14 protein-coding genes are annotated in these 17,378 nt (G+C 47.2%); 2 read left to right on the top strand and 12 right to left on the bottom strand.

Annotation, left to right across the window (positions count from 1 at the left end; genetic code table 11):
- Positions 1-9: 9 nt before the first annotated feature.
- From remA to IFU39_RS18020, 5 genes are all read right to left on the bottom strand, one after another.
- Complete coding sequence (remA, locus tag IFU39_RS18000; protein ID WP_006209218.1) at positions 10-270, bottom strand: extracellular matrix/biofilm regulator RemA; 261 nt, start codon at positions 268-270, stop codon at positions 10-12.
- 51 nt (positions 271-321) lie between these two features.
- Positions 322-1,221 carry a YicC/YloC family endoribonuclease gene (locus IFU39_RS18005; protein ID WP_091014305.1) on the bottom strand — a complete coding sequence of 300 codons (900 nt, stop codon included), beginning with the start codon at positions 1,219-1,221 and terminating at the stop codon, positions 322-324.
- A gap of 19 nt (positions 1,222-1,240) precedes the next feature.
- The gene (locus IFU39_RS18010) at positions 1,241-3,130 is read right to left on the bottom strand and encodes a bifunctional homocysteine S-methyltransferase/methylenetetrahydrofolate reductase (RefSeq protein ID WP_150364286.1); all 1,890 of its coding nucleotides are present in this window, start codon (positions 3,128-3,130) and stop codon (positions 1,241-1,243) included.
- 214 nt (positions 3,131-3,344) lie between these two features.
- Complete coding sequence (dapF, locus tag IFU39_RS18015; RefSeq protein WP_036614947.1) at positions 3,345-4,178, bottom strand: diaminopimelate epimerase; 834 nt, start codon at positions 4,176-4,178, stop codon at positions 3,345-3,347.
- Between the two features lie 182 nt (positions 4,179-4,360).
- Positions 4,361-7,219, bottom strand: coding sequence for a calcium-translocating P-type ATPase, SERCA-type (locus IFU39_RS18020; RefSeq protein WP_192134107.1), 2,859 nt, complete (start codon positions 7,217-7,219; stop codon positions 4,361-4,363).
- A 357-nt stretch (positions 7,220-7,576) separates the two neighbouring features.
- On the opposite strand from IFU39_RS18020, the gene IFU39_RS18025 reads away from it, so the two are divergent.
- Both IFU39_RS18025 and IFU39_RS18030 read left to right on the top strand, forming a co-directional pair.
- Positions 7,577-9,349 (top strand): Rqc2 family fibronectin-binding protein, encoded by a 1,773-nt coding sequence (locus tag IFU39_RS18025; protein ID WP_192134109.1) that lies wholly within the window; start codon positions 7,577-7,579, stop codon positions 9,347-9,349.
- A gap of 383 nt (positions 9,350-9,732) precedes the next feature.
- On the top strand, positions 9,733-10,179 hold the full coding sequence (locus IFU39_RS18030) for a GNAT family N-acetyltransferase (protein WP_192134111.1): 447 nt from the start codon (positions 9,733-9,735) through the stop codon (positions 10,177-10,179).
- Between the two features lie 143 nt (positions 10,180-10,322).
- Here the strand turns inward: IFU39_RS18030 and IFU39_RS18035 are convergent, their stop codons facing one another.
- From IFU39_RS18035 to IFU39_RS18065, 7 genes are all read right to left on the bottom strand, one after another.
- A complete protein-coding gene (locus IFU39_RS18035; protein WP_192134113.1) occupies positions 10,323-11,192 on the bottom strand; it encodes a PHP domain-containing protein in 870 nt (289 codons plus the stop codon).
- 67 nt (positions 11,193-11,259) lie between these two features.
- On the bottom strand, positions 11,260-12,183 hold the full coding sequence (locus IFU39_RS18040) for a selenium metabolism-associated LysR family transcriptional regulator (RefSeq protein ID WP_036614641.1): 924 nt from the start codon (positions 12,181-12,183) through the stop codon (positions 11,260-11,262).
- Positions 12,184-12,315: 132 nt separating this feature from the next.
- Positions 12,316-12,753 carry a hypothetical protein gene (locus IFU39_RS18045; protein WP_017687436.1) on the bottom strand — a complete coding sequence of 146 codons (438 nt, stop codon included), beginning with the start codon at positions 12,751-12,753 and terminating at the stop codon, positions 12,316-12,318.
- Between the two features lie 165 nt (positions 12,754-12,918).
- Positions 12,919-13,182: a YlbG family protein gene (locus tag IFU39_RS18050; RefSeq protein ID WP_026080981.1), complete on the bottom strand. Its 264-nt coding sequence runs from the start codon at positions 13,180-13,182 to the stop codon at positions 12,919-12,921.
- Positions 13,183-13,212: 30 nt separating this feature from the next.
- Positions 13,213-13,650 (bottom strand): YlbF family regulator, encoded by a 438-nt coding sequence (locus IFU39_RS18055; protein ID WP_036614642.1) that lies wholly within the window; start codon positions 13,648-13,650, stop codon positions 13,213-13,215.
- Between the two features lie 152 nt (positions 13,651-13,802).
- Positions 13,803-15,521: a helicase-associated domain-containing protein gene (locus IFU39_RS18060; protein ID WP_192134115.1), complete on the bottom strand. Its 1,719-nt coding sequence runs from the start codon at positions 15,519-15,521 to the stop codon at positions 13,803-13,805.
- Between the two features lie 36 nt (positions 15,522-15,557).
- Positions 15,558-17,252 (bottom strand): DNA repair helicase XPB, encoded by a 1,695-nt coding sequence (locus IFU39_RS18065; RefSeq protein WP_192134117.1) that lies wholly within the window; start codon positions 17,250-17,252, stop codon positions 15,558-15,560.
- Positions 17,253-17,378 lie beyond the last annotated feature (126 nt).

Genomic DNA, 17,378 nt, shown 5'->3' on the forward strand with positions numbered 1-17,378 from the left:
CACTCCATTTTATTCGTCGTTATCATCATCTTTCGAAGAAAGACGATGGGCGACCGTCTCAGGCTGAACTGCAGACAAAATGACATGATCGCTATCCGTAATAATTACGGCACGAGTACGTCTTCCGTACGTTGCATCTATCAGCATGTGACGATCTCTTGCCTCTTGTATAATTCTCTTGATCGGCGCCGATTCCGGACTCACGATGGATATAATCCGGTTCGCCGATACGATGTTACCGAATCCAATGTTAATGAGTTTGATTGCCATAATCAGGTTCTTCCCCCTATACATGCGACTCTTTTGCCGAAATGTGGCCGTTCATTCGATATTCGCAGCTTGCTCACGAATCTTCTCCAGCTCTGCCTTCATCTCGACAACACGATTCACCAGAGCCAAATGGTTGGCTTTTGATCCAATCGTATTGACTTCCCGATTCATCTCTTGAATTAGAAAGTCCAACTTACGACCTACGGGCTCATCACTCTTCAGCAGTTCCCTGCTCTGTCCAAAGTGACTCTGTAGACGCGTAAGCTCCTCTTCTATGTTAGAACGATCGGCAAACATTGCAATTTCCATACCCAATTTATGCTCATCAAAAGGGAAAGAGCCTTCTTCCTGCATTTCCGTAAGCCTCTGTCTTAGCTTGTTGCGGTAATCACTTACCACAGTCGGTGCAAGATCAAGCATCTCGGTATGCAGTGACTCCAGACGGGTAATCCGCCGTTCCAGATCACTGGCCAGATGAAGACCCTCGCGAGCGCGCATCTGTTCAAGGCTGGACAGAGCCTCTTTCAATCCTTCCTGCAGAACTCGCTCCCATTCGTCCTTCTGCTCTTCGGAAATGGAACTTGTCCCATCCGAATGAACCATGACGTCCGGCAGCCCAAGCATATCCACAATACTTGGTTTGCCTTGCATTCCATATTGGGTCTCCAGTTGCTCTGCAGCCTGCAGATAGGCCCTGACCGTCTGTTCATTCAGAACAGCGGGAAGAGCCTGGTCTTCCTCTTTTTCTTTCATTACATAAACATCAATCCGCCCACGTTTCAAACGACTCTGTACGATCTTCCTCAAACCGTCTTCATAATATGTCCACTCTCTTGGCAGACGCATCATCACTTCGCAATAACGATGATTAACAGATTTGATCTCTAATTGTACCTTATAGCCGCCAAAATGAAAGGCGGATTGACCGTATCCGGTCATACTGAATGACATCGGCATCACATCCGTTTTACTATTGTAATTGATTATTAGGGTTGAAACAAGTAGGACATTGATGCTCCGACTTCTCCCATACGTATTGAGTCAGTTCGGCCGTCATGCCGTAGAACATAAACGGTGTCATAAGATAGATCCCTTTGAAATGCGCTGTTGCTACGTCCAGCAATTCTTTGGCAATTTTTACCCCCATCGCACGGCCCTCTTCGCCTTCCAGACCTGCCATACGGGAACGCACTTCATCCGAAAGCTGAATTCCGGGAACCTCGTTGTGCAGATACTCTGCATTCCGTCCACTCGCCAGCGGCATTACACCTATAAAAATGGGTACATCCAGATGTTTGGTCGCTTCGTGCATTGCTACAATCAACTCAGGATCATAGATCGGTTGTGTCATGATGTAATCAGCGCCAGAGGCAATTTTCTTCTCCAGACGTTGTACAGCTTTCTCCAAATATTTCACATTAGGATTAAATGCTGCTCCGATGACAAAGCCAGCTTTTTGCTTCAGCGGTTTACCTGAGAAAGCCACACCATCGTTCAGCTGTTTGATCATGCGGATGATTTCAAAAGAAGTCAGATCGTACACCGAGCTTGAACCCGGCAGATCTCCAAACCTTGCTGGATCTCCTGTTACAGCCAGTACATGATTAATCCCCAGAGCATCAAACCCCATCATGTGTGACTGCGTTCCAATCAGATTCCGGTCACGGCAGGCAATATGCACCAATGGACGGAGACCCGTGCGATCCTGCACGAGGTGACCCAGCGCCATGTTGCTCATCCGTGTAACCGCGAGTGAATTATCGGCCAGTGTCAGGGCATCTGCTCCTGCTGCTTTCAGAGTCTCGGCACCTTTCATGAACTTGGCAATGTCCAAGTCACGCGGCGGGTCAAGTTCAACAATGACCGTATGACGCTGCTTGACCAGATCGACAATCGTAGGCTGACCTCCACGTCCGGAACGCTCATCCACATGTTCATGCAGCACAATACGCGGTTTGGATTCTGACGGATCAGGCTCCAAAATAGGCGAAGGTATATAGTCAGCAAGCGCCTCTTTCATAGCGGTAATATGATCAGGTGTCGTACCACAGCAACCGCCGATAATACGAGCGCCCAGTTCGGCAAATTGCACTGCCGTCTGACCAAAGTACTCCGGAGTTGCACCATAACGGAACTGACCATCTACATAATCTGCTGCACCCGCATTTGGATAAACAGACATTGGAATACCAATACGTCCGGAGACGGTTTCCATGGCACGCATAATCCCGTTTGGACCTGAGCGACAGTTAAAACCAATGACGTCCGCGCCCTGCTCCCGCATAATCCGGAAGGCTTCAGGCATCGTATATCCGTCCAGTGTATGTCCTACATCCTCTACAGCGAACTGTCCAATTACAGGCAAATCACTCAGCTTGCGCGCTTGCAAAAGGGCAATATCCATCTCTTCTATATCATAGAAGGTCTCAAGCAAAATGCCATCCACGCCTTCATCTAGCAGTGCAGAGATCTGTTGTTGATAAAAGCGTTTCAGTTCACTCGTCGACACGTTCGTCCGCTTGCCACCTCGAATGGAACCAACTGCACCAAGCACATAACCGGTATCTCCAGCTACCTCTTTGGCAATGCGTACGCCGGCACGGTTCACGTCCTCCACCTTGGACTCCAGACCGAACTTGGATAACTTGTCGTAATTGGCAGAATACGTATTTGTTTCAAATATTTCTGTACCTGCATCCCGATAACGGCGATGTACATCCGCCACCACTTCAGGTGAAATCAAGTTTAATTCTTCATATGAAATTCCCACCGGGAACCCCATTTGGTACAGAAATGTTCCCATGGCCCCATCTCCAACGAGAACCCGTTCCTGCATAACTTTGCGCAAATCCGCCTTCATCCCATTTCCCCCCGCCTAGCTGTGATCATTTACATACTAATGTAACACAAAAAACGCTAAAAAACGAAGAAAAACACAGGTTTTTGATGAGTATCCAGCTCATATGGACTTTCTTGCCATACAGCCCCCAATATGTCTCTGTACAGGAGACACGACCTGTCCTTTTTGACAAAAAAAGAGGCCCGCAGGCCCCTTTGGTTAAACCTTCCACTTTTTATGAAGTGATTCCCTTAAAAACAACTTCAGCAGGTCCAGTCATGTACACATGATTGTCAGCTTCATTCCACTCAATGTGGAGATCCCCACCCTTGAGGCTGATGACTGCTGTACGATCTGTATGTCCATTCAGGACAGAGGATACCAGTGTCGCACAAGCTCCGGTTCCACAAGCAAGTGTTGGACCCGCTCCGCGTTCCCATACACGCATGTCCACATATCCACGGTCACGAACTGTGGCGAATTCCACATTGATTTTTTTTGGAAACATCGGATGCACTTCAAGAAGTGGGCCCCAAGTTGTGAGATCAAAATTAACAGCATCATCTACATAGATAACCGCATGCGGGTTACCCATGGATACGGCAGTGAATTTAAACGCATGTCCATTCGCTTCAATGTAGTGATCAACCACTGGGTTGGCATCCACCGTTGTAGGCACTTGAAGACCGTTCAGGATCGGCTCACCCATGTCGACACGTACCGTTTCCACTTTACCATCACGAATGTTGAGGCTCACAGGTTGTACCCCAGCACCAATCGTTTCAATGGTGATCTGCTCCTGGTTCACGTGACCATGATCGTATACATATTTGGATACACAGCGAATGGCATTACCGCACTGCTCTGCTTCCGAACCGTCCGAATTCATGATGCGCATCTGAAAGTCCGCCTTCTCCGAAGGCAGTATATAAACCAGGCCGTCCGCACCGATGCCGAAGAAACGGTTGCACCATTTTACAGCCAATTCTGCTGCATCTGCCGGAAGCTCCTTTTCACCAAATACAACGATAAAATCGTTACCAAGTCCATGCATTTTCGTAAATTCCATAATCTTGCCCACTCCTTTTGGCAGTCTGCTGCCAAAGCTATATTCTTGCTCTTCTACAGGATTACCATAGAAATTCATATTCAGCATTTACACAAAAAAGCTATCCAGCAAAATGCCAAAGCTGCCGCTTTGAATCATTTTGAGGATAGCATAACGAAATAGGCCAGGAAAAGGTATTGATTTTATGCCGAAAACTTTGTACTTTTCGGTACGAAGCGGCCAGAACCACCCATACGACGGCGGTTACGACGGCCACCCCACACGCTGCCTGCGCCCATAAGGAACGTTGGAATGCCCGCAGCCACGATACAAATCGCCCATTCACGCAATCCCAGAGGTACAGTTTTGAAGATCGGCTGCAACGGTTCAACGTACATGACAACCAGCATCAGTACAACCGATGAAATCACTGCAAGAACCAGATATTTGTTCTGTAAAGGATTCCGATGGAAAATGGACCGCGAACTACGGCAATCAAAGACATGAATGAGCTGCGCCAAAACGAGTGTCGCGAATGCCACAGACTGTGCCTTGATCAGTTGCCCTGGATTATCCGGTGCAGCCTGAAGGGTAAGCCAGAACGCTCCGAGTGTACATAATCCAATCAATACACCCCGGCTGACGATTTTCCAACCCAGTCTGCGGGCAAAAATGTTTTCCTTGGCGCCACGGGGTTTGTGTTCCATCAAATCTTTCTCAGGCTGATCTACCCCGAGCGCCATTGCAGGCAAACCATCTGTTACGAGGTTAACCCACAGAATCTGAATAGGTACAAGTGGTAGCGGCAAGCCCATCATCATCGCAAAGAACATTGTCAAAATCTCACCCACGTTTGATGCCAGCAAATAACGAATAAACTTGCGAATGTTCTCATAAATATTACGGCCTTCTTCAATGGCAGCCACGATCGTTGAGAAGTTATCATCACTCAGAATCAGCGCCGAAGCTTCCTTCGTGACATCTGTACCCGTAATGCCCATCGCGATCCCGATGTCTGCTGCTTTAATGGCTGGAGCATCATTGACTCCATCACCCGTCATGGCAACGACATGCCCTTTGCGCTGCAATGACTTCACGATGCGAAGCTTATGTTCAGGAGATACCCTGGAGAACACGTATATGCCCTCTACCTGTTTATCCAGTTGCTCGTCTGTCATGCCTGCCAGTTGTTGACCACTTAAGGAGGCACCTCCACGTGGAAGAATCCCGAGTTGATGAGCAATGGCTTCTGCCGTTGTTCCATGGTCACCTGTGATCATGACCGTTCGTATCCCCGCCTTGCGGCATGTGGCAATCGCATCTCGCACTTCACGACGCGGCGGATCAATCATACCTGCAAGTCCTACGAAGACAAGCTGACTCTCGGCGGCGTGTTCGTCAGCCACTTTTTCTTCCGGCCGAACTTCACGGTAGGCCATTCCGAGGACACGCAGTGCTGCTCCAGCCATGCTCTCGTTGGCTGCCATCACTTTCTGCCGCAGCGTTCCAGTGAAAGGTACAACCTTGCCTTCCCACAAAATATAACTGCAGTGTCCAATCAACACATCCGGTGCACCTTTGGTATAAATCATGCGGCCCCCCTGATGATGAACCAGAACCGACATGCGTTTTCGCTCCGAATCAAACGGGAATTCCTGCTGGCGGGCATACAACTCTTTGAGTCCGGCAGGAGTAAGCCCCATTTTGGAGGCCAGTGTGACCAGTGCCCCTTCCGTCGGATCACCTTTCAGCTCCCAGAATACATTGTCTCGTTGAACGGTTTCTTCTTGGAGATCACCTTTATTTGTGTTTTTCTTGCCGTCCTTTTTGGTATCCTTGCCCTTTTTCTTGCTCCCCACCTCGCTTGCAACACTCTCGACAATACTGGCATTGTTGCAAAGCGCGCTGATCTGGAGCATTCTGCGTAGCGACTGGTCACTCTTCAGTTCTACCGTTCGACCGTTCTCCAGCATCTGTCCTTCAGGTGCATAACCATCCCCGGTAACCTTGATGCTGCGTCCCTCCAGCCATACATCCGTTACCGTCATCTTGTTCTGAGTGAGCGTGCCTGTCTTATCCGAACAGATTACGGATGCACAGCCCAGAGTTTCGACGGAAGGCAGTTTGCGTACAATGGCTTTACGTTTGATCATACGCTGCACGCCTAGTGCGAGTGCAATGGTTACAATAGCCGGCAGACCCTCCGGTATGGCCGCCACCGCAAGGCTGACCCCCGCCAGAAACATGCCAACGGCTGGTTGTCCGTGCAATATCCCTGCGACGACAACCATAATGGTTAATCCCAATGCGACAAAAATCAGAATTTTGCCCAATTGTTCCAGCCTGTGCTGTAACGGTGTTTCTTGCTCCTCCGTATTTTGGATCAGATCGGCGATTTTGCCCATCTCCGTCTCCATCCCCGTACGAATGACCACACCTTTAGCTGTGCCACGAGTGACCATGGTACCCATAAAACCAATATTCTTCTGATCACCCAGCGGAACGTCCTCGTCCGCAATCGGAAGGCAATGTTTACTTACGGGAACCGATTCCCCGGTAAGGGCCGACTCCTCAACATCCAGACTGTTTGTTTGCAGCCAGCGAACATCAGCGGGTATGCGGTCCCCACTCTCCACCATGACAATATCTCCGGGTACAAGTTGTTTGGCGGCAAGGTGTACTTCCTGGCCTGAACGAAGCACTTTGGCAAGAGGTGCAGACAACTGTTTCAATGCACGAAGAGATCGTTCAGCCCGGAATTCCTGTACAAACCCCAGAATCGCATTCAGTACGATAATAGCCACAATCGTTACCGCATCCAGATACTCACCCAGCAATCCGGATACCAACGTTGCTCCCATCAACACCAGCACCATAAAATCCTTGAACTGATTCAAGAGCAATGTAATTGGAGAAATACGTTTTCCCTCGCTCAGCTCATTTGAACCGACCACTTTCCTCTTCTCTGCTACAGCTTCATCCGTCAATCCTTCCTGCGGGCTGACGCCAAGAGTGTTACGAAGCTCTTCATCACTAAGTTGATGCCACTTGGTATGTTCCATGCTTCAAGTTTCCCTCCCAGTCTGTATTTCATCTGCAAAATAAGCTCACATGACTCACCGGCGCGCTGGTCGACAGGCTGTACACTATGCCGGACAAACTACCTGCTCTATATGTATTCGGACAGGTCTGTGATTAGCACCGGGAAGGTGAATCCTTTCCCTGATGGACAGAATAGGCTAAAATAAAAGTCTGCGATGTTCTGCGCAGTACCAATTCCAGCGTTCAACAGACAAGCAACGAAGAATCTGTAGCCAGTCCTTGTTTTTTTTACATACCTGGTTGCACGTTTCAGTTATATAGATGAAGCATTTGGCATGATAAATGCAGGTGCTCGATAGAGAGAGGAAGTGGAAAAAATGGCATTGGACGGCATCGTAACACGGGCCATTGTTCATGAACTGCAAGGCTGCATTGGTGGACGTATCAGCAAAATCCATCAGCCGAATGGTCATGACGTAGTTCTCACACTACGTGCTCAGCGCGGTAATAGTAAATTGCTTGTTTCGGCAAGCCCAACCTATCCCCGTGTGCATTATACGGAAAAGACATTCCTTAACCCTACGGAAGCACCCATGTTCTGCATGCTGCTCCGCAAGCACTGTGAAGGTGCCATCATTGAGGAGATCCGTCAGATTGGCATGGAACGTATTATCCACATCAATGTGCGCCAGCGTGACGAATTGGGGGATGTTTCGGTTAAACGGATCATCATTGAATTGATGGGGCGTCACAGTAATATTATTTTGCTTGATCCTGTTACAGAAACGATTCTGGATGGCATTCATCATGTGACTCCTTCCATCAGTAGCTACCGGGTAATCATGCCTGGATTCGCTTATACTGCCCCACCCGAGCAACATAAAAGTAATCCGCTCGAAGTGAGTCGTACAGCATTCGAGGACAGCTATCATGCCGCTGAGGAAGAGGCATCACGCTGGCTCGTGAACTCCTTTAGCGGTCTTAGCCCGTTAATTGCGGGAGAGATTGCTGCCCGTGGAATTGCAGCTGAAGGTACAGTGAGCACTCAGGCTGTGGTGGAGGGTGAGAGCCGAGTTGAGGCTGGTGCACTGTGGAACGCTTTTGAAGCCGTGATGGGACCTGTCAGAGATCATATCTACACGCCTGTAACCGGAACAAACGCCAAAGGCAAAATGATTTTCTCGGCCGTTCATCTTCAGAGCATTCAGGAGTTGGAGAAAACCTATGACACGATGAGCAAGTGCATGGAGGATTACTACGGAGACAAGGCTGAACGGGACACGGTAAAACAGAGAGTAAGTGATCTGCTCCGTTTTCTGCAGAATGAGCGAAGCAAAAACATCAAAAAGCTGGACAACCTGAACAAGGACCTGCTGGAAGCAGACGATGCGGACAAGTTCAGACTATGGGGCGAGTTGCTGTTTGCCTCCCTGCATCAGGTCCACAAAGGGGACAAGAGCGTGGAGCTTGTGAACTTCTACGATGAAGACCAAGCCAACATTACCATTCAGCTTGATCCACTGCTCACACCGTCTGACAACGCACAACGTTATTTCAAGCGCTATAACAAATACAAGAACAGTCTGGCTGTGATTCATGAGCAGCTTGGCAAAACCAAAGACGAGATTGACTATCTCGATAACCTGTTGCAGCAGCTGTCCATTGCATCCATGAACGATATTGAGGAAATACGGGATGAGCTTGTGCAACAGGGATACCTTCGTGACCGTAACAAGAAGGGTAAAAAGAAGAAGAAAAGCGACCGTCCGACCGTACACCAGTTCACCTCCTCCGAGGGGATTGATATTCTTGTGGGCAAAAACAACCTGCAGAATGAATACGTGACCAACCGTCTCGCTTCTTCCAACGACACCTGGTTGCATACCAAAGACATTCCTGGTTCACATGTCGTTATTCGCAGTACGGACTTTGGTGAAGCTACATTGGAAGAAGCAGCACAGCTTGCTGCCTATTTCAGCCAAGCCAAGGAGTCAAGCAGTGTACCTGTGGATTACACGTTTATCCGTCATGTGCGCAAACCAAGTGGTGCGAAGCCAGGTTTTGTGATCTATGATCATCAGAAGACCTTGTTTGTCACGCCAAATGATGAATTGATCAAAAGTCTGCCGTCCACGATTAAAAATGGATAAGGCTATATAAGTTGAACTAAAGATTATTTACACTAACACTACGATGACAGAACAACCTTCCAATCGCTGTTATCCCCAGATTTTTCGATTCCCTTTTTCAAAGGGGAAAATCCGGGGATAAAGGCGAACGCTTCGCTTTTTCAGGTTTTTCTGTCCTCTCCGTTATCGTGTAAATGATTAGTTCCACTTATATAGAGATGTAACAGTAAAAAAAACAGAATCCCCTGACCATAACGGTTCAGGGGATTTTTGTGGATGCATCAAAATTGTTTCAATACTAATGTGAATTTCATCTTTATCTATCGTTTTTGTTGAATATTAATTCTTTAAAATGTATAATAATTCAATTCTCACGAATAAAACTACTGTTAAGGAAGTGTACCATGACCATACATATTCGAGAAACTCAACCTGATGATCTGAAACCCTTGATGGCATTAATGCATGACTATGTGGTGGGATTCTACAATAACCCCTGGCCTGGTGATCAATCCATCCAGCTTTTGATTAATAACCTGCTTAATCAGCAGATCGGTGCTCAATTCGTGGCAGAAGAGAACGGGAAGCTTATCGGATTTTCCACCCTCTTCTTTACTTACAGCACGATGAAAGCAGAACGTGTCGCCATCATGAATGACCTATTTGTTACGGAAACATTCAGAGAAGGCGAAGCAGAAGCCAAATTATTTGCATACTGTCAGCAATATACACGTGACCATGGATGTGCATATATGTCTTGGATCACAGCAGTGACCAATGAGCGAGCACAGCAATTATTCGAACGTCTCGGGGCTACACGTGGCGCTTGGGTAAACTATTCCATTACATAGACTCTTTTTAACACGAAAAAGGACATGGAAACATGGTAAGGCTAACCCTACCATGTTTCCATGTCCTTTACTTCTACAATATTAAAATGTACTCAATAAGCAGAAAAACCCTCAAAGCCAGATAAAGTGTTAACCTGTCTAAATTATACTCCCCTTTGCCGGGAAGCAGCTGCCTTCAGCCTTTCCAACACATCAACCGTTACGGTCTTGCTACCCAGATCCCCGTGGAAAACGACACCTTGCCGTTCCCCATGATAATCTGATCCGCCAGTCTCGATTAACCCATAACCCTTAGCCATCTCGGCGTATCTGCGCTCATCTTCCGGTTCATGGTCCGAATGAAATACTTCGAGTCCATCTGGACGGCAGTCCTCAATGATACGTCGCACCAATTCATCATCGTTATAGAGACCCGGATGGGCAATTACAGCGGCTCCACCTGCGGCTCTGATCCATTCGCAAGCATCCTCTGGTGCAACGCGAGGTACAGATACAAAGCCTGGCTTGCCTTCAGCAAGATACCGATCAAATGCATCCCGCATGTCAACAGCGTATCCCTTCTTCACCAGCACATCAGCCATGTGAGGTCTGCCAATACTCTCATCCGGCTCTAACGGTCGCCCCAGCTCATCCAGTACCTCCTGCCAGCTTATATCAAGCCCGAGTTCTTGCAACTTGGCGATAATCAGATGATTCCGCTCATCTCGAGCTTCTCGTAATCCGCGCAACCGTTGCAGGAACTGCTCATCCTCTGTATTCACATAATACCCGAGCACATGAATATCTTTCCCACCAGCCCGAGTGCTGATCTCCACTCCGGCAACAACATCAATATCGTACTCTTTTCCCGCTTGTTGTGCTTCCGCTACACCAGCTACTGTATCATGGTCCGTTAGGGCAACCGCAGATAGCCCTTTTTGTTTGGCAAGCTTCACATTATCAGCAGGTGGCTGCATTCCATCGGAAGCCTGACTATGTGTATGAAGATCACAGCGTCCTTGGCGCTGATCCATGATCAACAGCTCCTTTGTTTAAAATTGATTATGATTCAATCTTATCTACCATTGATGTTGCCAACTATTATGCCTTCCCCGTCTTATGTACCGACTTAGGCTGCTCCTGCTGACGCAGATAATTCAGGAAAGCGACTGCTGACAGGGGCAACAAGGACGATTTTAGATGGATGGCATAGAACTGCCTTTTGAATTCGAGTCCGCGGATATCCACAATATGAACAAGTCCCAGAGCCAGTTCATGCTGCACCGAAGAAGGAGATAACATCGTAATACCTACCCCTGCCTCCACGGCCGATTTTACCGCTCCTGTACTGCCAAGTTCCATCACAACATTCATATCCTGTGGATCAATCTTTTTCTTTTGCAGTTGGTCTTCCATCACCTGACGAGTACCCGAGCCCTTCTCACGCAGCACAAAAGGATAATTCATTACATCCTCAATATTCACTTTGCTACGCTTAGCCAAATCATGTCCGGCAGGTACAATCAGTTTCAGCTCGTCCTGCATGACAGGCTCCACAATCATGTCCGGGTGGTGTACTGGCGCTTCAATCAGACCAAAATTAAGCTGGTGCTTCAATATATCATCCATAATTTGCGTTGTATTCATCACTTTCATGACAATTGAAATGTCCGGATATTGAAGTGCAAATGGTCCGAGCATGCGTGGAAGCACATATTCCCCAATCGTTAAGCTGGCTCCCAGCTGGAGTCTGCCCTGTAACATCTGAGTAAACGCCGACATCGCTTCGTCCGTCTGTCTGACCAGCTCTACACTCCGTTTCGCATGAGGTAATAAAGTCCGGCCAGCCTCGGATAATTCTATTTTTTTGGTGGAACGATGCAGTAACTTTGTCCCAAAATAGTCCTCCAATGATTGAATCTGCATCGTTACTGCCGGTTGAGTCATATGTAATGCTTGTGCAGCAGCCGAGAAACTCCCCTTCTCTGCTACCGTATAAAAAATATGCAATTGGTGAAAATTCATATCTTCGCCCCTCTTCGATTACACTCTCTACATTGTAGCCGATTTCCCGCTTGGCAACAAAAAAAGCATGCAGCTTGTCTGCATGCGATAATACTTGAATCTATGATTTCAACATATTGAATCTACTCAGGCTTACTTATGCTTGCGGCTATTTTTGACCAACGTCATTCTTCTTGAATGTCTTAACCATGAATAATATGATTTCAGGTCCCTCAACTCAATGGTCTCCGACATACGTCCCAGAAACGTAACTACAATCATTTTGTGCAGCGGGTTGCCCGCAATATCATATTCTCCTTCGAGTTCGGAAAATTCGGCGACCACCACCAGATCCTCATCAATCAGGTAGACGTCCTGTTCATTACGGTAGTATGGTGTTATACGGTCCTGCTTCAGACACTCCCATAACCACGCCGCAATATGGTCATCATCACTACGTGCAGGCTCAATACGGTCTGCATACCGCATCTTGGCATGATGGGTAATGACGATGTCGGCCACTTTCTTGTCTCCAAGAGCCACGAAAAACGGCTCGTAGGTGCTCCAACGTTGCATCACCTTATCACGCATGGGAATCACTCTCCACCAGATAGGACTTTCTATCTATTTATTACCAAATATATTACAACATTAGTCCCGCAACCTCAAGGCGTAAGTTTAACTTTTTTTCACAATAGCCAATTTGTGTATAATTCAAGAAAAGAGCGACCCCAAAGGGTCCCTCCAGTTTCTCGTCTATATTCCGTAAAAGCTCGTTTTGTCCATCGTTTTGCTGGCATACTCGGTTTTGATCTCATTACGATACGAGCGTTCGATCTTGCGCACATAGGAAAGTCGCTTCACATTTTTCATCGTATCATCTGCCCGTTCTGCATTAACATACATGACTACATAATGCATACGGCGGGAGATATAATGCACGGTGCCATATTTTTCGAGATTACGGGCAGCTTTCAAATCACTGACCCAAATAATGAATCCTGTCCTTTCCGCAAACATCATCGTTCCCCGCCCTTCTATAATGATTACTTAACTGCAACCACACTTGCCGCCACTACCGCAGCCGCCCTTCGGATTCGGGTCATTGCTCGGTACCTTAATGGTCGTTGACACTGCAAATGCAATGGTCTCTGACATCTGGAATAACATATCATCCAGGGACTTCTCTGCCTGTTTGAAGCGGATTACCGCCTCAAAATTTTCCAACTCCTGTTCCAGAGCCTTCACCTGGTCTTTTGCTGCATGATAATCCGGGTGAAAATGACCGAAACGCTGTGTTTCTTCAAACAATTCCTTCTTGGCATTCAGCTTCCGAATCCCCATCTGAATCTCAGGGGTAGTCTCGACTTGCTGCTTCCAATATAAATAATCCGATACTTCGGCAGATTGGTTAATCATGTCGCCCAGTTCATATGCGCCCGTTAACACTTGGGCCATATCGACCGTGTTCATTTCCGCTACGCTCATGAAATATTCATCCTATCTATATATAAAGTTCTACTTAATGTAGACTATCTCATCATAGCATATCCATGAATAGTTAAGAAGAGTTTTTCCTGCAATTAGAAATAGGGGGAACTTGAAAATTCGCCTTTCAACCTGATATTCATGTGAAATAGTCAGGTTATGACATCATCTGGCAGGATAAGACGCATTGTATCCCACTCTGACGGGGAGAATGTACGCCATTCTGTCTCTGATGTATTTTCACTTGAATCCAGCATGCACCAACCGCTTAAAGTCCAGTGTTCATGACCCTCTACCTGATGTGGAATGAGGTATTGCGTACGATTTTCCTGTTGTATACCCAGCTTGGTCTGCCACTCAATGGCTTTGGCAGCAATCTGTCGGGCGGTTGAACTATGATATCGACGCCACTCCTTGTACCAGGTCTCCGGTATCTCCTCAAACCCCAACAGAGAGAACTTCTTCTCAATGACAGAATGATCACGCTCCAACCCACGCAGAGAAGCAGGGACATCAACCAGACCTAGATTATTGGGAGTGTAGAAAGAAGAATATACACCACTCAACATATCTTTTTCTAATAACTTCGGATCATCTGCAGAGCCTGTATTTGCCTCCATTACCTTCATACTCCGAATTACTGTCAACGGTGCAGCATCGGTCTCCTTTCTCCAATCTGCTAATGCAATACGCACATTCTCTGGTATGCCTGTCAGCGCATATTGTTCCAGAAACTCTATCACTTCATGTAAATCAAACCCTCTGGCTAAGGCCGAAATGAATCGTTCTCTTGTCATACGGTATATGGACATTCGATCACGCGTCACCCTCTCTGCGCATTGCTCCAGAATCCAGATCACATCAGGCCCTGCTTCGGGAGGCACCAACATTTCGAAATCAGGCTGCATGTAAAATCCACACGGCTCCGCTTCACTTACCATCTCTTGTTCTCGATATAACAGGCTCTGCGGTTCGATCAGCCAGCGGAATGCCAGATCTCCCGACTGATCTTCACCTACTTCACCATACCCCCAGCCAGCTAGTGCGTAGAGCCAGCCCCTGACTCGTGGTTTCAATTCCGAATTCTCTATACGGCACCATATATTTTTTTCTGGAGCAAACACTGCCAATTGATAACGGAAATGCTGCAAAGCGGGTTCAGCTTCTCCGTATCTTTCCATACACGCTTGATATATTTCCCGATGCATCTGTCTCCACGAGAGCTGCAACCATGTTTGTAATCGATGATCTACAATCTGAATTTGGCCATCTGACTTCTGAACGAGATTCAGACTGAGCAGTAGATCGAGAAGGATTGCTACGTGGGTCGGATACAAATCCGAATGTCCATATTTGATGCTCAAACCTTCAAAGTCTGTCGAAGATAATACCGTGATCACACTTAATTTTTGAACACTTTTCTTATGTATAGTGCCCTTCCCTGTCAAAGGAAGTCCTTCTCTTTCGATCCACGCGATCAGATGAAGCAGCTCCGCAGCAATATCCGGCTTTCCTTCCTGTAATACATGAGCATGCTGTGCCATCTGTTTAACCGTTATACCCACTCTTTGTGCGTAAGCAATCGTCAATGTGTCCATCAACGAAGCAGGAATATAAAATAATCGCTCTCCCCAACTCTTATATACAGACTCAATCCATCTTTGCTGCCTAAGGTTGGCAAATGAAGATTTGGCTTCTGCGACACTTAGTCCTTCGATGGCCCACTGTTCTCGCGGCAGGAGGGAGGAAAAAGGCTGACCGGCATGTTTGTGAAAAATTGCACCAAGCACTTTTTGTTCCACCACAGTCAGCTTTGACCATGAATCAAGGTTCAGTACCACCGGCTCATCTATTGGTTCAAATGAAGACATATCCCAATCCCTCCTCTTTTCGCGAGTATAAATGGACTATTCGTTCTCATGAACGATAGCATATTCATATCCCTGCTCCACCAAGAACATCTGACGGTTTAATGCAAACTCCTGTTCCTTGCTATCCTCTGATACCAACGCATAGAAATATGCTTTGTTTTCTCCAGCTTTTGGTCTCAGAATTCTTCCCAAACGCTGTGCCTCTTCCTGCCTTGACCCGAAACTCCCGGATATTTCAAGCGCAACAGCGGCATCGGGCAAATCCACAGCAAAATTGGCAACCTTGGATACAACAATCGTTTTAATCTCTCCTCGTCGAAATGCAGCAAACCATTTGATTCGCTCTTGCTGTGACATGGCTCCCGAGATTAGAGGTGCTTCAATTTCCCGGGCAATCAACTCAAGTTGATCCAGATATTGTCCAATCACTAGCGCAGGCAAATCCCGATGACGTTCCAGCAAACGCTTGACTACACGTACTTTCGCCGGATTCTCGGCAGCCAATCGAAATTGATGCTTAACCTCGGTTTGCAGATAATTTGATCTTAATTCGGGAGAAAATGGGATACGTATCTCCTGACATTGTACATCAGCAATCCACCCTTGCTGCTCCAGTTGTTTCCACGGCATATCATAGAGCTTCGGACCAATCAGTGAGAAAACATCCTGTTCACAGCCATCCTCTCGGACCAATGTAGCCGTTAATCCCAGTCTTCGTGTAGCTTGAATATCCGCAGTTGCACGAAACACTGGTGCTGGCAGCAAATGTACTTCATCATATATGATCAGCCCCCATTGCCGCTCACTGAGCAGTTTGATGTGGGTAAAATCAGCATCCTTTGATTTCCGGTGTGTAAGAATCTGATATGTAGCTACAGTCACAGGTTTCACCTGTTTTTTCTGACCTGAATACTCACCAATCTGTTCGCTGGTAATCGTGGTTTTGTCTTGAATTTCCTGAATCCACTGTCGTACAGACGTAGTATTGGACGTCAAAATAAGGCATTCACATTGAAGCCGCTCCAGCACGGCCATGCCAATGACCGTTTTGCCTGCCCCGCAAGGAAGTACGAGTAAACCACTTCCTCCCATGCCCTCACTGCCTTCGAATGCATCCACAGCCTCTCTCTGGTAAGAACGCAGCGCAAATCGCTCAGAGTGGTCCCCTGGATCATTGGTTCGCCATTGGAATGAAAGCTTGGTTCCCTCCCGATACCCCACGTAATCAAGTACGGGGTAACCCAATCGTGTTAATTCTCTTTTCAATAACCCTCGCTGTTCTCCTGGGAGCAAAAGTTCATGAGCGTCCTTGCGTTCCATACGAAAGGCAGCTATCGTTTTCAATCCACTTAATTCATCCAGCAACCGCTCATCCTCACTGTAAAGACGCATTCTGGTGTGATCTGCTTCAGAATGCAACTTTAATTTTCCATACTGAGCCATGATTCTCCGAACATCCTGAATGAGTGCAGCAGGCACGTTCCAGCGGGATATCAGCTCCAGACTTGCGATGACCTGATCTGCATTCCATCCCAGCGCAGCAGCATTCCAGAGCGATAACGGAGTGATTCGGTAGGTATGAAACGCTGCTGGTGTCTTAACCAGTTCTGAATACATCCCAAGCTGCTCTCTTGCTCTTTCGAATCCGGGGTGGCCAACTTCCAGCAAAACTGTAAAATCTCGCTGAACGATACAAGCATCTGTCCTTACCATATGTTCTGTTCCTTCCATTTGGAACCTTCCTCCTATCACAAAAAAGTCCAGTTCCGGCAGCTTCCGAAAATGAACCTGTATAATTGCGAGTTCAAAAAGTCTGGTTTTCAGTACCGAGAAGATGGACTTTTTGAACAACATCTA

The sequence above is a fragment of the Paenibacillus sp. CFBP 13594 genome (assembly GCF_014842675.1).
GTDB classification, from domain to species: Bacteria; Bacillota; Bacilli; order Paenibacillales; family Paenibacillaceae; genus Paenibacillus; species Paenibacillus amylolyticus_B.

Coding starts and splice junctions, on each gene's coding strand:
- remA (WP_006209218.1), bottom strand. CDS start 270: ATGGCAATCAAACTCATTAACATTGGATTCGGTAACATCGTATCGGCG.
- IFU39_RS18005 (WP_091014305.1), bottom strand. CDS start 1,221: ATGTCATTCAGTATGACCGGATACGGTCAATCCGCCTTTCATTTTGGC.
- IFU39_RS18010 (WP_150364286.1), bottom strand. CDS start 3,130: ATGAAGGCGGATTTGCGCAAAGTTATGCAGGAACGGGTTCTCGTTGGA.
- dapF (WP_036614947.1), bottom strand. CDS start 4,178: ATGGAATTTACGAAAATGCATGGACTTGGTAACGATTTTATCGTTGTA.
- IFU39_RS18020 (WP_192134107.1), bottom strand. CDS start 7,219: ATGGAACATACCAAGTGGCATCAACTTAGTGATGAAGAGCTTCGTAAC.
- IFU39_RS18025 (WP_192134109.1), top strand. CDS start 7,577: ATGGCATTGGACGGCATCGTAACACGGGCCATTGTTCATGAACTGCAA.
- IFU39_RS18030 (WP_192134111.1), top strand. CDS start 9,733: ATGACCATACATATTCGAGAAACTCAACCTGATGATCTGAAACCCTTG.
- IFU39_RS18035 (WP_192134113.1), bottom strand. CDS start 11,192: ATGGATCAGCGCCAAGGACGCTGTGATCTTCATACACATAGTCAGGCT.
- IFU39_RS18040 (WP_036614641.1), bottom strand. CDS start 12,183: ATGAATTTTCACCAATTGCATATTTTTTATACGGTAGCAGAGAAGGGG.
- IFU39_RS18045 (WP_017687436.1), bottom strand. CDS start 12,753: ATGCGTGATAAGGTGATGCAACGTTGGAGCACCTACGAGCCGTTTTTC.
- IFU39_RS18050 (WP_026080981.1), bottom strand. CDS start 13,182: ATGTTTGCGGAAAGGACAGGATTCATTATTTGGGTCAGTGATTTGAAA.
- IFU39_RS18055 (WP_036614642.1), bottom strand. CDS start 13,650: ATGAGCGTAGCGGAAATGAACACGGTCGATATGGCCCAAGTGTTAACG.
- IFU39_RS18060 (WP_192134115.1), bottom strand. CDS start 15,521: ATGTCTTCATTTGAACCAATAGATGAGCCGGTGGTACTGAACCTTGAT.
- IFU39_RS18065 (WP_192134117.1), bottom strand. CDS start 17,252: ATGGAAGGAACAGAACATATGGTAAGGACAGATGCTTGTATCGTTCAG.